This is a genomic window from Devosia riboflavina (assembly GCF_000743575.1).
Lineage (GTDB): Bacteria > Pseudomonadota > Alphaproteobacteria > Rhizobiales > Devosiaceae > Devosia > Devosia riboflavina.
Genome location: NZ_JQGC01000004.1, coordinates 97,900 through 110,124, shown reverse-complemented (window position 1 = coordinate 110,124; position 12,225 = coordinate 97,900). Strand labels below are relative to the sequence as shown.

Below are 12,225 nucleotides of genomic sequence, written 5' to 3'. Positions count from 1 at the left end.
TTTGTGGCAAAGGATTGAAAATCGGCGGAAACCGCGATTCCCGCTTTTGCGGGAATGACGCCGAGTTGAAAATGGGATGCAAGACGGGCGGCCGCCTGCATTTGACAGGCCCGCTTGGCGCTTCTATCACCCGGTGAGATGTTCTCGTTGCCTGGGAGGGGTGACGGACAGTGTCCGCATCGCGCGGCAAGAAATGGCTCGCTTTGTCAAACGAAGACACTCGCTCCCGGACCGATCCTGAAAATTCGCGGGAGAGTGGCGGGATGCGTAGCAGCGCGCGGGAGTTGGTGGACGCCTGGCGGGAGACGGGGGATTGGCTGAAGGGCGTTCGGGCCGAGACCTGGATCGTGCTTGGCCTGATCGTGGCGCTGCTGGTGCTTTGGGAATGGGTGGCGGGGCAATATCCCGAGGCGATCATTCCTTCCATCGGCGAAACGGCCGAGGCCCTCTTCAAGATGATGCAGGACCCGAAGCGCGATTATTTCAACGCTGTCGGCAGCACGGTGCAGATTTACTTTTCCGGGCTCGGACTGGCTTTGGTGCTGGGCTGGGGCATGGCAGGGTTGATGGGGCGGGTGCCGCTGCTCGGGCGGGTGATGAAGGTCATCCTCGATTTCTTCGCCAATATTCCGATCATCGCCTTCATGCCGCTCTTCGTGGCGCTGCTGGGGTTGGGGCCCTCGGCCAAGATCGTCGTGGTGCTGCTCGCGGCCTTCATCGTGATCACCACGACGGCGCAGGCGGCATTCGAGGGAGTGGGCAAGAGCGATGAGGAAGCGGCGATGGGGCTTGGTGCGTCGCGGTTGCAGGCGCAGGTGCGGGTCGTCTGGCCGCAGGTTCTGCCGCAGATGATCGCGGGGTTGCGGCTTGGGGCCGCGCAGGCGCTGACGGCCTGTATCATCGCGGAAATCTATACGGCGATGACCGGGCTTGGCGGATTGTTGGTCGGCTATGGGGCGTCGTTCAATATGCCCCGCTATTTCGTGACCGTGCTGACGGCGCTGGCGATTGGCAGTGCTACCTCGGCTATTTTGAGACGGCTTGAGCGCCGGTTTGCCATTCCCTGAATGCTTTTTCCGATTGGAGTTTTGCGTTGAAAATTTCCCAGGTCGCTATCGCCCTGCTGCTGGCAGGTTTTGCTATGGGGCCGGCGGCGGCTGCGCCATTCCGGATCATCGTAACATCGACCGAAGTGCCGCTGGTGCCCAATTCGGTGCTGCACCTGGCGCTGAGCGAGGGCTATTTCGAGCGGGCGGGAGTCGAGGTCGAGCTGGTGCCGGCGGCGCAGACGCCGATGGCGATCACGGCCGTGCTGACCGGCGGCGGGGAAATGGCCAATATTTCGGTCGAGGCGCTGCTGGGGCTTTATGCGCGGGGCGACAAGAGCCTTGTGGCGGTGGGTTCGACCGACAAGGCCATTCCCTACATTATCGCGGCGCGGGAGGGTGTTACCTTCGATAGCCTGAGTGAGGGCACCTTTGGGGTCGGGCGGGAGAATAGTCTCGACTATACGCTGTCGCGACTGGTGTTGCAGAGCCGTGGGACCAGGATCGAGCAGATGACCTATGTGCCGCTCGGCGATCCGGCGGTGCGGGCGCAGGCGTTGCAGCAGGGGCGGGTGGATGCCACGACCATGTCGATCGGCGTGTTCCTGGCCATGCCGGAGCGGACGGGGCTCGATATTCTGGTGGATGCCGCAGAATTCTATCGTTCGGCGCCGGTGCTGACCAAGGTCAATGTGGTTTCGACGAAGGTGCTGGAGGAGCGCGCCGGGGATGTCGATGCCGTGCTTGAAGCGCTAACGCTGGCGGCGCGTGATTTCGCGGCTGATCCGCAGCTCTGGGTCGCTGCCATGACGCGGGCGCGGCCGGATGTCGAACCGGCGACGCTGGCGGAATTGTCCGAACTTTACGCTGGGAGCTGGACCGTGAATGGCGGGCTGCAGATGAGCGATGTCAAATATACGCAGACTTGGTTCGAGGAGAGCGGGTCGCTGGGGGCAGACGTGAAGATACCGGCGGGGTTCTGGACCCGGTTCGAGCCGATGGATCGAGTGCTCGAAACGATCGGGGTGTCCGATGTTGGGGATGCGGTGACGCGCTAAACGTCTTGCCTCTCGTGTGTATCGCGAAAGCAGGGGCAGCTTTCGGATACGGGCCGGCGGTTTCGCCGAAAGCGTGTTTTCACGCCTCTATTTCAGACCTACGCCGTCCCGACTCGGCCGGGGCGGTTGCTTCTAGAAGTGATAGTTTACGCCCAGCCGGACGATGTGGGTCGAGGCGCTGAGGTTGGAGGCCTGGGCGCTCGACAGCGTGCCGGTGGGGGCCTGGAGGCCACTGAGGCTGACATAGCTATATTCGGCCTTCACCGAGAAAGCGTCGGTGACGAAGGCTTCGATGCCGGCGCCTGCAGTCCAGCCGCCCATGGTGCCCGTAAAGGTGTTGGTCTGGGCTGGTGCGGCAGGGGTGACGTTGGCGGTGGTATTGCCGACGGCGAAACCGGCGGTGCCGAAGAAGAGCACACGATCCACGGCGAAACCGGCGCGGCCCTTGAACGTGCCCAGCCAATCGAGCTTGCCCTCGCAATTATAGATCGGGTTGGCTGCGCAGGTGGCTGTGCCCGTGGCGCCAGTCCAGGCGATGTCGCCTTCGAGGCCGAGCACGATGCGGTCGAACTGGGCATTAAAACCCAGGGTGCCGCCGATCAGGCCGCCGGAAACCGGAACGGTGGTGGTGACGCCCGTCACCGCGCCGACGGACTTGGCCTCGCCGCCGATATAGCCGGCATTGAGGCCGGCATAGAGGCCCGACCAATCGAAACCGGCATCGGGGATGACCAGCGGTGGCGGGTCTACGAGAACGAGGTCGGCGCCGTGGGTAGCGCCTAGCGATACAAAAGAAGCGGCCAACGCCGCGATGAGTCTACTTTTCATTGTGCCCCCTTGAATTTCCTTATGGAAACAAATCAAGCAGCAAAACAGTAGTACGCCAATTTTTGTTCGGCAATGTACCGGTCGTTTTATTGACGTTTGATCCGGTTTTGATGCCTCATCGACGTTTACGGGGCGAAGCGGCCAAGTCGATCGTGTCATCGACGGCTGCGTCCCTGGGCATGAAGGGGCGCGGGGTGTGCCGCGGCCTCTCACCGCACTGGTCAAGTGGGTGGGGCTGGCTTACATAGGGGCTAGACGCGCAACCGAGAGTTGGAAAAGCCATGACGCAGAGCAGCAACCGGATTTTTGATGGCCTTGGCCGGATCATGAACGAGGCTGCGGGCGTGGCCGATGGCGTGCGCCGGGAAGTCGAAACCGTCGCCAAATCGCAGGCCCAGCGCATCGTGGCCGATATGGAACTGGTGAAGCGCGAGGATTTTGACGCGCTGCGCGAGTTGGTGCAGGTGCAGGGCGAAGAGATTGATGCCCTCCGCAAGGAGCTGGCTGCGCTCAAGGCCGAAAAGACCGCCTAAGACTTTGCGCCTCGCGGTTATTTCAGACGTGCATGGCAATGCGCCGGCGCTGGACGCCGTGCTCGAGCATATTGCCGGCGAGCATGTCGACGCCATCGTGTTGCTGGGCGACCATGTCAGTGGGCCGATCGACCCCAAGGGGGCGGCGGAGCGGCTAATGGGGCTCGATGCCGTGGCTATTCGCGGCAATCATGATCGCTGGACGGTGGATACCGGCTCACGTGGGGCAGGGGCGGTCGACCGCTTTGCGCAGGGGCGATTGTCGGCCGAGCAATTGACGTGGCTGGCGGGGCTACCGGCGACGGCGGAGGTGGGAGACGAGATTTTCGTCTGCCACGGTACGCCGGAGAATGACGAGACGCCCTGGCTCGACAATTTCTATGATGGACGCACGACCACGCTGCCTTCCGAGGAGGAGGTGGCGGGGCACGCTCGGGGGATCGACAGTGCGGTCATTCTCTGCGGGCACACGCATATCGCGCGGACCCTGCGGCTGAGCGACGGGCGGTTGATCGCCAATCCCGGTTCGGTGGGGATGCAATTGGTGCGGGGATCGCCCGACGCGCATTATGCGATCGTGGAGAAGGGGCGGCGCGGCTGGCAGACGGCGCTGATTGCCGTGCCCTATGACACCGAAGCTGCGGCAAAGCTGGCGGAGGCCAATGGGTTTCCGGGCTGGGGCGAGTCCATCCGGCATGGTTGGGCGGGGCCGGAGAGCCTGGGCTAGGTTTTAAGGCTTGCCGGTGCCCCCGCCCTCATTCCCTCCCCACAAGGGGGAGGGAGGCAAAGGCCTCTGCCGGCGCGGCAAGAGTTAACAAGTCGTTACTGTCATCCACAAGAGAATAGCCGCTCTTGAACTAGCTGACTGCCTGAATCAGTAACGCAGTGTACCCTTTCCATTGTGGACGATTCGAACGCCGGAGGAGGCGCGAGAGCGGGTCCGCATTCGTGATGCGCCCCTCCTGGTGCATTCGACGTAGCGCCAAGCCAGCATGGAAACGGCCAATGTCCTTGATTGCCCACGAGCCCGATCGCGTGTCCCACCCGGTGGACCTGGTCGAGCATATCGCATCGATCAATGACTGGAACTTTGAGCGCCAGGACGCCGACGAAATCTCGATTTCGGTGCGCGGCGGCTGGAGCGACTATCATGTGTCGTTCAACTGGATGGAGGATCTCGAAAGCCTCCATGTCGCGTGCGCATTCGACCTGAAGGTGCCGGATGGGCGGCGCGGGGAGGTGCGGCAGTTGATCAGCATGATCAACGAGCAGCTCTGGATCGGACATTTCGATATCTGGAACAAGGAAGGCGTCGTGCTCTTCCGCAATTCGCACCTTCTTACAGGCGGCGCCGATGTGTCGCCGCAGCAGTGCGAAGCGCTCTTGCGTTCGGCCAGCGATAGCTGCGATCTCTATTATCAGGCTTTCCAATTCGTCGTCTGGGCAGGCAAATCGGCGGCGGATGCGCTGAGCCATGTGATGTTCGAAACCGTGGGAGAGGCGTGATGGCGAATTTGCGCTCGATCGGGCCGGTCATGCTGGTGGGTGCCGGCAAGATGGGCATGGCACTGGCGACCGGCTGGCTTGAGGCGGGCTTGCCGCCGACTAACCTGGTGCTGGTGGAGCCCAAACCGAGCGAAGAAACCAAGGCTTTTGCGGCCGAATATGATTTGAAGATTTATGACCATGCCGTGGGGCTTTTGCCCAATGTGCTGGTGCTGGCGGTCAAGCCGCAGGTGATCGACGAGGTGATGGCGAGCCTCGTGCCGGTGATCGGGCCGCAGACTCTGGTAGTGTCGATTGCGGCGGGGATTTCGCTGGCGCGGCTGGCCAAGGGCACGGGTACCGATCGGATGGTGCGCAGCATGCCCAATACGCCGGCGCAGATCGGCAAGGGTGTCACGGGTGTCGTCGCTGGAGCCGGTGTCGATCAGGATGGTCGCTCGGCGGCGGAGGCGCTGTTGTCGGCGGCCGGGCTGGTGGTTTGGTTTGACGAGGAAGGCGACCTCGATGCGGTGACGGCGGTTTCGGGTTCGGGCCCGGCCTATGTGTTCAACCTGGTCGAGGCGCTGGCTGCGGCTGGCGTGGCGCAGGGGCTCGACGAGCATGTGGCCATGGTGCTGGCGCGGCAGACTGTTATTGGCTCGGCGGCGCTGCTGGAGGCCGATGCGGCGCCGGCGAGTGTGCTACGGCAGAATGTGACCTCGCCCAATGGCACGACGGCGGCGGCGCTCAATGTGCTGATGGGCGAAGATGGCCTGACGCCGCTGATGGATCGCGCGGTGGATGCGGCGCGGAAGCGCAGCGAGGAATTGGGTCGGGGCTAGGACAGGTCGTCCTAACGTCTCTTCACGCTTTATCTGAAACATCCAAGCATTCGGTTGTCACCCCGGCAAAGGTGCAGATCCTGCGCCAGACTTTGCGTCAGGACGAACTGCGTTAGCGCGAGCCGGCGAGAAGCGCGCGGAGCGAGTGTATGTGTTCGAGCGGCGGCGCTTCTGTCTCGGCCAATCTATCCAGTTGGATGTTTGCCGCGAGCAGGTCTGCCGTTTGGCCGGAGAGCTGAAAGCGCAGGATATGGGCTTCGGCCAAAGCAAGGCCCAAGGTGGGCTCGGTCGGGTCGGATTGGCTGGCTGTCGTCAGCGCTGTGATGGCGCGATTGACGAGGCGGTCGACGCGGCGCGGATCGTCGCTGTGGCGGGCTTCGGTGATGAGCAGGAGGCCGAGGCCAAGGCCGGCGGCTTGCAGGGTCGGGCGGTCGTCACCGACCAGTGGATCGCGCAGAATGGTCTCGTAGCACCAGATGGCTTCGACCAGTTCGCCCTGTTGTTCCAGGCGCTGCGCTTCGGACAGATACTGAACCAGACTAAGAATCTGCCGCTCCCGAAGGCTGCCGAACTGATTCCAGAGTGCCGGACAAGTTATTGGCGCACAAGCCTATTTCTGGCGAGGCAGCGCTAGAGATTGATGGTGAGATTGAGCCGATCGAGAACCGAATGATCGGATGGTTCGACCATCCGGACCAGGAATTCGCGGACCATGCGGGCGCCTTCGGGGGGGAGGGAAGCGATGGCTTCGTCGATGCGGCTGGCCTGGGTCGCCGAGAGCGTGGCGAAGAGGGAACGGCCCTTGTCGGTGGCAAAGAGCAGGCGCTGGCGGCGGTCGGAATGGCCGGTCTTTTGCTCGATATAGCCGTTGTCGATCAGTTGGCGGAGCACGCGGGCCAGGCTCTGCTTGGTGATTTTCAAGATATCGAGCAGGTCGGCGACCGGCATGCCGGGGCGCAGGTTGACGAAATAAAGCACGCGGTGGTGAGCGCGGCCAAAACCCTGGCGTTCGAGCAGCGCATCGGCATCGCCGGTGAAGTCGCGATAGGCAAAGAAGAAAAGGCCCATAATGTCGAGCGGCAGGCCTGACTGCACGGGATGGCCAGAATTTATGTCAGCCTTGTTGACATTTTTTGGGCTCTCTGGCATTGTCACTCCATCGCAAAGGCGTTCCGTCTTATCCCAAAGACATTCAGGTTTGCCAAGGGCATGGCCCTTGGGGCATGATCAAAGGAACACCCGTTTCGCGAGCAAACGGCAAAAACGAAGACTTTGGAGAGGATCATGGCAGGCGTGCCCATGGACCAGCGCGATGGCTGGATTTGGTTCGACGGCGAACTCAAACCGTGGAAGGACGCGAAGATTCACGTACTGACGCACGGGCTTCACTATGCCAGCTCGGTATTTGAAGGCGAACGCGCCTATGGCGGCGAAATCTTCAAGTCGCGCGAGCACACCGAACGCCTGATCCGTTCGGCCGCGACGCTCGACATGCCCTTCCCCTATTCGGTCGACGAAATCGAGGCGGCAAAGCGCCTCGTGCTCGACAAGAACGGGTTGGTTGACGCTTACGTGCGGCCTGTGGCCTGGCGCGGCTCGGAAGAGCTTTCGGTGCCGGCGCGCAACAACAAGGTGCATGTGGCGATCGCTGCGTGGGTCTGGCCGAGCTATTTCTCGGTCGAGGAAAAGCTCAAGGGGATTCGCCTTGAATGGAGCAAGTGGAAGCGTCCGTCGCCGGAAACCATTCCGTCTTCGGCCAAGGCTGCCGGTCTTTACATGATCTGCACGCTCTCCAAGGACCATGCCATGGCCAACGGTTTTGCCGATGCGCTGATGCTGGACTATCGCGGCTATGTGGCTGAGGCCACGGGCGCCAACGTGTTCTTCATCAAGGGCAAGGAAATCACGACGCCGACGCCGGATTGCTTCCTCAACGGCATCACCCGCCAGACGCTGATCGCGCTGGCCAAGGAAAACGGCTTTACGGTGACCGAGCGGCATATCATGCCCGAAGAGTTGAGCCAGTTCGACGAGTGTTTCCTGACCGGCACGGCCGCGGAAGTGACGCCGGTTTCGCTGATTGGGGACTACAAGTTCACCCCGGGCGAAGGTTGCCGGACGCTGATCGATGCCTATTCGGCAGCGGTGCAGCCGAAGCGGGCGGCGGCGGAGTAGGGTTCTTTCGCTGATTTGCGTTTGAGGAGGCCGGGCAGGATGTCCGGCCTTTTTTGTTTTTGAAGGGTGGGCAGGAGTTTGATATGATGGGGGTATGAAGACGCTGACCATATCGGTGGATGATGAGACCGAGAAGCTGCTCGAGAGGGCGGTTGCCGGGGGGCGGTTTGCATCCGATAGCGAGGTCATTCGCGAAGCATTGGAGCTTTGGGAAAAGCGCAAGACGGCCGAAGCGGCAGAGGTCGAATGGCTGCGGCGGGAGATTCAGGCTGGGTTTGACAGCGGCGAGCCTAAACCGCTGGATCGCGAGGCCTTCTTCGCCGAAGTGAAGTCCCGGCGGGCCAAGCGTGCGTGAAGCGCGCCTATCGCCAGCTGCGAGACGCCAAATCGCTGACATCTGGTATTTTATTGCCGAAGAAAGCGAACGCTCCGCCGACAAAGTCATCAATGGCATTCTTGATGCTATAGATTTGGCGGCTGAGAATCCAAACATGGGTAGCCCAAGAGACGATATCCAAGATCGGCTGCGGATGCTGGTGGTCGGATCATATCTGGCTTTCTACCGGCCAGAGGTCGAGATGATCTGGGTGGCAGCCGTGGTGCACGCCATGCGTGAACCAAAATCCTGGCTCGACTAGCGCCAACGATCCCGCGCGGCATCGTCCGCCAACTTGGCTTCCACCCATTCCGTGCCCGCTGCGGTGTCTTCCTGCTTCCAGAAAGGCGCGTCGGTTTTCAGGTAGTCCATCAGGTATTGGGCGCCATCGAAGGCGGCTTGGCGGTGGGAGGCGAGGGTTATCACCTGCATGATGGGTTCGCCGGGGACGAGGCGGCCGTAGCGGTGGAGGACCGCGGCGTCGATGAGGTTGAAGCGGGCGATGGCGGCGGAGCGAATGGTGGCGATCTCGTTTTGGGCGAGTTCGGGATAGCATTCGAGGATGAGGGCCGTGATCGGGCGATCGGGGGTGGAGCGGACCATGCCGGTGAAGGCGACGGCGGCGCCGGCTTCGGGGTGGTTGGCCTGAAACTCGTTGAGGAGGGCGCCGGGGTCGAAGGGGGCTTCGGAGATGATGATCATCTCAGCCACCGGTCATGGGGGGCAGGATGGCAATCGTGTCGGCATCGGCGATGGGGGTTTCCCAGGGGACGATGCGGGCGTTTTTCGAGAGTTTGAACTGTTTGGGATTGGCCATGGCGAGGTCGAGGGCTTCGTCATTGGCGCGGAGCCAGACGATGAGGTCGGCCAGGGTTTGGACTTCGGCGGGCGGCGATACGTCGTCGCTGGCGCGGTTGAGGCGCTCGCGCAGCCAGGCGAAGTAGAGGATTTTCATTTCGCAGTCGTGCCGGAAAGGTGCGGCCAGGAGGCGCGGAGGTAGTTCCAACCGGTCCAGAGGGTGATGGCGCCGGCGGCCCAGAGGATCAGGTCGGAGATGAGGCGCAGGCCGGGGATGAGGGGTTCGACCAAGACCACGGCGAGGGCGACGAGCTGGATGGTGGTCTTCCACTTGGCGAGTTGGCTGACGGGGAGGACCACGGCGGTATTGCCGAGGAATTCGCGGAGGCCCGAGATGAAGAATTCGCGGAAAAGGATGGCGCTGACTGGAATCATGTCCCAGCCGGAAAAGCTGCCGTCCCAGGCGAGAGCAGCGATGAGGATGCCGACGAGGAGCTTGTCGGCAATCGGATCAAGCATGCGGCCGAGGTCGGAATATTGGTTCCACGCGCGGGCGAGGAAGCCATCGACCCAATCGCTGGCGGCGGCCACGACGTAAAGGACGAGCGCGATGATGCGCAGCGTCAGGTCGCCATCCATCACCAGCCAGACGATCGGGATGATCGCCGCGATGCGGGCGATGGTGATGATATTCGGGACGAGCGTGAGCGGGTTTCTGGCCATGGGGGGACAGAACAGGAATGGGGGCGGGGGGTCAAGGGAGTTGGCATTCGCGCTTGCTGCTACCCCCCCTTGATCCCTCCCCACAAGGGGGAGGGAGACGAAGGAGCGCAGGTATCGGCTCAGGCAACTGCCTGATTGGTCACGGATCGGCGTTTTTCGACGGCTTCGGCGAGGGCATTGAGCGTGGTGACGGTCGTGTCCCAGTCGATGCAGCCGTCGGTGATGGACTGGCCGTAGGTCAGTTCCTGGCCGGGGACGAGGTCCTGGCGGCCGGCGACGAGGTTGGATTCGATCATGACGCCGATGATGCGCTTGTCGCCAGCGGCGAGCTGGGTGCCGATGTCGGCGAGGACCAGCGGTTGGTTTTCCGGGTTTTTCGAGGAATTGGCGTGGCTGGCGTCGACCATGATGGCCGGGTTGAGCCCGGCCTTGGTTGCGGCCTGGGCCGCGGCTTCAACGCTCTGGGCGTCGTAGTTCGTGGTTTTGCCGCCACGGAGGATGATGTGGCAGTCTTCATTGCCGGTCGTGGCGGCGATGGCGGAACGACCGTCCTTGGTGACGGCGAGGAAATGGTGCGGGTGTGAGGCGGAGAGGACGGCGTCGAGGGCGATTTTGACGTTGCCATCGGTGCCGTTCTTGAAGCCGACGGGGCAGGAGAGGCCGGAGGCCAGTTCGCGGTGGATCTGCGACTCGGTGGTGCGCGCGCCGATGGCGGCCCAGGAGACGAGGTCGGCAATGTATTGCGGCGTCGTCATGTCGAGGAATTCGCAAGCGGCGGGGAGGCCAAGATTGGCGACGTCGAGCAGCAGGGTGCGGGCGGTGTGCAACCCTTGGGTGATGTTGAAGCTGCCGTCGAGATCGGGGTCGTTGATCAGACCCTTCCAGCCGACGGTGGTGCGGGGCTTCTCGAAATAGACGCGCATGATGATTTCGAGGCGATCGCCGAGGGTTTCGCGCAGGGCAACGAGGCGGTTGGCATAGTCCATGGCCGCCTTGGGGTCGTGGATGGAGCAGGGGCCGACGATGACTGCCAGGCGATCATCCTGGCCGGTCAGGATATTATGGAAATCGTGGCGGGCGGCGATGACGGTGCGGGTCGCGGCATCGGTGCGCGGGTGCTGGCGCATGACCTCGATGGGCGTGGTCAGCGGTTTGATCTCGGTGATGCGGAGGTCGTCGGTCGATTTGAGCATTTCTTAGTCCTCGAAGTTTTTTGGGTCGAGGGGCCAAGAAAAAAGCCGCCTCGGAAGTCGGGCGGCTGGCTTGCGATTTGGTCTGGTCTTGTCGGGATCAGGACACGCGCGCGATAGCCTCCGCCGGGAGCGGATAGCTAAAATACCAAAAAAAGGTCGCTGCGTTGATCATGGTGAGGAAGCTAGCGGAGGAGTCGGGGCTTGTCGAGTCCCGACTTTAGGAGGGGGTGTCGGTCCTTTTGGGCCAAATGAGTGGGACGCATACGTGTCACAACGGCGAAGGCCGGGGCCTATCCCGAGATCTCAAGTTGGGCCCCGGCCTTCGCCGGGGTGACAATCGAGGATGGGTGGATTCTGTGCAGAAATCCTAGCCGCCTGCGCCCTGGTAGTTGCGGAGGCACCAGCGCCAGTGGGCCATGGCGATTAGGGTGACCAAGGGACCGGCGAGGAGGGCGGCTGCGGAGGCGTAATCCCCGAGGAGGGGCACGGGTTTGCCCAGAGTCGCCGCGACGGGGACATAGGCCATGAAGGCCAGGGGCGCGAAGGTGAGCATGAGGAGCTGCAGGGGGAGGGGGAAGATGTTGAGCGGGTAGCGGGCCAATTCCCAGAAGCCGAAAAAGATCTGGTAGAGGTGGTTGGATTTTACCCAGACGAGCGCGGTGGCGCCGATCATGGTCATGACAGCGGCGATGATCATGGCGGCGCTGATCAGGTAGCAGACAAAGAGCAGGCTGGACTGCCCGGTCCAAGTGACGTCGACCTGGGTGAGGGACCAGGCCATGAGGCCGAGGGCCAGGACGATGTGGCCAGCATAGCCGATATTAAGGCCGGAGAAGACGATATAGGTCCAGGTGCTGACGGGTTTTACCAGGATCGCGTCCATCGTGCCTATGCGCACTTTTTCTTCCATTTCGCGGAATTGCACGAAGCTGAGCGACGCGCCAAGGGAATAGGCGAGGAGGTGGAAGGAGAGCAGCAGGGCGATTTCCGGCCAGACCCAGCCGCCCAGTGAGCCGAAGCGGGCGAGGATGAGGGAGATGGCCGTGTACATCGAGCCATAGGCAGCGAACTGGGATAGCCAGCCCAAAACCATGGCGCCGGGATATTCGGTCTTGCTCCTGATGAAGGTGTGGACGAGGGCGGGGATGACAACGTGGAGACGAGCCAT

17 protein-coding genes are annotated in these 12,225 nt (G+C 62.4%); 10 read left to right on the top strand and 7 right to left on the bottom strand.

The features are described from left to right. The first annotated feature begins 263 nt into the window (after positions 1–263). Complete coding sequence (locus JP75_RS05915; RefSeq protein WP_035080484.1) at positions 264–1,067, top strand: ABC transporter permease; 804 nt, start codon at positions 264–266, stop codon at positions 1,065–1,067. Between the two features lie 26 nt (positions 1,068–1,093). Continuing rightward, the gene (locus JP75_RS05910; RefSeq protein WP_210165356.1) at positions 1,094–2,104 is read left to right on the top strand and encodes an ABC transporter substrate-binding protein; all 1,011 of its coding nucleotides are present in this window, start codon (positions 1,094–1,096) and stop codon (positions 2,102–2,104) included. 132 nt (positions 2,105–2,236) lie between these two features. On the opposite strand, the gene JP75_RS05905 is transcribed toward JP75_RS05910, so the two are convergent. Next, the gene (locus JP75_RS05905) at positions 2,237–2,932 is read right to left on the bottom strand and encodes an outer membrane protein (RefSeq protein WP_051960410.1); all 696 of its coding nucleotides are present in this window, start codon (positions 2,930–2,932) and stop codon (positions 2,237–2,239) included. A gap of 281 nt (positions 2,933–3,213) precedes the next feature. Between JP75_RS05905 and JP75_RS05900 the strand changes: the two genes are divergently transcribed. From JP75_RS05900 to JP75_RS05880, 5 genes are all read left to right on the top strand, one after another. Continuing rightward, complete coding sequence (locus JP75_RS05900; protein ID WP_035080483.1) at positions 3,214–3,465, top strand: accessory factor UbiK family protein; 252 nt, start codon at positions 3,214–3,216, stop codon at positions 3,463–3,465. Between the two features lie 4 nt (positions 3,466–3,469). Continuing rightward, complete coding sequence (locus tag JP75_RS05895) at positions 3,470–4,192, top strand: metallophosphoesterase family protein (RefSeq protein WP_035080482.1); 723 nt, start codon at positions 3,470–3,472, stop codon at positions 4,190–4,192. Between the two features lie 278 nt (positions 4,193–4,470). After that, positions 4,471–4,971, top strand: coding sequence for a type III secretion system chaperone family protein (locus tag JP75_RS05890; RefSeq protein WP_035080481.1), 501 nt, complete (start codon positions 4,471–4,473; stop codon positions 4,969–4,971). Beyond that, positions 4,971–5,792, top strand: coding sequence for a pyrroline-5-carboxylate reductase (gene proC, locus JP75_RS05885; protein ID WP_035080480.1), 822 nt, complete (start codon positions 4,971–4,973; stop codon positions 5,790–5,792). The genes JP75_RS05890 and proC overlap by 1 nt, the downstream gene beginning before the upstream one ends. Positions 5,793–5,943: 151 nt before the next feature. Then, on the top strand, positions 5,944–6,426 hold the full coding sequence (locus tag JP75_RS05880; RefSeq protein WP_152565743.1) for a hypothetical protein: 483 nt from the start codon (positions 5,944–5,946) through the stop codon (positions 6,424–6,426). On the opposite strand, the gene JP75_RS05875 is transcribed toward JP75_RS05880, so the two are convergent. Then, the gene (locus JP75_RS05875; protein WP_425277265.1) at positions 6,423–6,941 is read right to left on the bottom strand and encodes a MarR family winged helix-turn-helix transcriptional regulator; all 519 of its coding nucleotides are present in this window, start codon (positions 6,939–6,941) and stop codon (positions 6,423–6,425) included. The two genes, JP75_RS05880 and JP75_RS05875, sit on opposite strands and share 4 nt — an antisense overlap. Positions 6,942–7,076: 135 nt before the next feature. On the opposite strand from JP75_RS05875, the gene JP75_RS05870 reads away from it, so the two are divergent. The 3 genes from JP75_RS05870 (at position 7,077) to JP75_RS05860 (ending at position 8,605) form a co-directional block, all read left to right on the top strand. Beyond that, positions 7,077–7,967, top strand: a complete 891-nt coding sequence (locus JP75_RS05870) for a branched-chain amino acid aminotransferase (protein ID WP_035080476.1) — start codon at positions 7,077–7,079, stop codon at positions 7,965–7,967. A 94-nt stretch (positions 7,968–8,061) separates the two neighbouring features. Beyond that, positions 8,062–8,322 carry a type II toxin-antitoxin system ParD family antitoxin gene (locus JP75_RS05865; protein WP_035080475.1) on the top strand — a complete coding sequence of 87 codons (261 nt, stop codon included), beginning with the start codon at positions 8,062–8,064 and terminating at the stop codon, positions 8,320–8,322. After that, positions 8,315–8,605: a type II toxin-antitoxin system RelE/ParE family toxin gene (locus JP75_RS05860; RefSeq protein ID WP_035080474.1), complete on the top strand. Its 291-nt coding sequence runs from the start codon at positions 8,315–8,317 to the stop codon at positions 8,603–8,605. Before JP75_RS05865 ends, JP75_RS05860 begins: the two co-directional genes overlap by 8 nt. On the opposite strand, the gene JP75_RS05855 is transcribed toward JP75_RS05860, so the two are convergent. From JP75_RS05855 to JP75_RS05835, 5 genes are all read right to left on the bottom strand, one after another. Continuing rightward, positions 8,602–9,045: a molybdenum cofactor biosynthesis protein MoaE gene (locus JP75_RS05855; protein WP_035080473.1), complete on the bottom strand. Its 444-nt coding sequence runs from the start codon at positions 9,043–9,045 to the stop codon at positions 8,602–8,604. The two genes, JP75_RS05860 and JP75_RS05855, sit on opposite strands and share 4 nt — an antisense overlap. 1 nt (position 9,046) lies before the next feature. After that, on the bottom strand, positions 9,047–9,298 hold the full coding sequence (locus JP75_RS05850; protein WP_035080472.1) for a MoaD/ThiS family protein: 252 nt from the start codon (positions 9,296–9,298) through the stop codon (positions 9,047–9,049). After that, on the bottom strand, positions 9,295–9,864 hold the full coding sequence (gene pgsA / locus JP75_RS05845; RefSeq protein WP_035080470.1) for a CDP-diacylglycerol--glycerol-3-phosphate 3-phosphatidyltransferase: 570 nt from the start codon (positions 9,862–9,864) through the stop codon (positions 9,295–9,297). The genes JP75_RS05850 and pgsA overlap by 4 nt, the downstream gene beginning before the upstream one ends. Positions 9,865–9,983: 119 nt before the next feature. After that, a complete protein-coding gene (locus JP75_RS05840; RefSeq protein ID WP_035080468.1) occupies positions 9,984–11,057 on the bottom strand; it encodes a 3-deoxy-7-phosphoheptulonate synthase in 1,074 nt (357 codons plus the stop codon). A gap of 367 nt (positions 11,058–11,424) precedes the next feature. Then, on the bottom strand, positions 11,425–12,225 hold the full coding sequence (locus JP75_RS05835; RefSeq protein ID WP_035080466.1) for an ABC transporter permease: 801 nt from the start codon (positions 12,223–12,225) through the stop codon (positions 11,425–11,427).

Coding starts and splice junctions, on each gene's coding strand:
- JP75_RS05915 (WP_035080484.1), top strand. CDS start 264: ATGCGTAGCAGCGCGCGGGAGTTGGTGGACGCCTGGCGGGAGACGGGG.
- JP75_RS05905 (WP_051960410.1), bottom strand. CDS start 2,932: ATGAAAAGTAGACTCATCGCGGCGTTGGCCGCTTCTTTTGTATCGCTA.
- JP75_RS05900 (WP_035080483.1), top strand. CDS start 3,214: ATGACGCAGAGCAGCAACCGGATTTTTGATGGCCTTGGCCGGATCATG.
- JP75_RS05890 (WP_035080481.1), top strand. CDS start 4,471: ATGTCCTTGATTGCCCACGAGCCCGATCGCGTGTCCCACCCGGTGGAC.
- proC (WP_035080480.1), top strand. CDS start 4,971: ATGGCGAATTTGCGCTCGATCGGGCCGGTCATGCTGGTGGGTGCCGGC.
- JP75_RS05875 (WP_425277265.1), bottom strand. CDS start 6,941: ATGCCAGAGAGCCCAAAAAATGTCAACAAGGCTGACATAAATTCTGGC.
- JP75_RS05870 (WP_035080476.1), top strand. CDS start 7,077: ATGGCAGGCGTGCCCATGGACCAGCGCGATGGCTGGATTTGGTTCGAC.
- JP75_RS05865 (WP_035080475.1), top strand. CDS start 8,062: ATGAAGACGCTGACCATATCGGTGGATGATGAGACCGAGAAGCTGCTC.
- JP75_RS05855 (WP_035080473.1), bottom strand. CDS start 9,045: ATGATCATCATCTCCGAAGCCCCCTTCGACCCCGGCGCCCTCCTCAAC.
- JP75_RS05850 (WP_035080472.1), bottom strand. CDS start 9,298: ATGAAAATCCTCTACTTCGCCTGGCTGCGCGAGCGCCTCAACCGCGCC.
- pgsA (WP_035080470.1), bottom strand. CDS start 9,864: ATGGCCAGAAACCCGCTCACGCTCGTCCCGAATATCATCACCATCGCC.
- JP75_RS05840 (WP_035080468.1), bottom strand. CDS start 11,057: ATGCTCAAATCGACCGACGACCTCCGCATCACCGAGATCAAACCGCTG.
- JP75_RS05835 (WP_035080466.1), bottom strand. CDS start 12,225: ATGGCTCGTCTCCACGTTGTCATCCCCGCCCTCGTCCACACCTTCATC.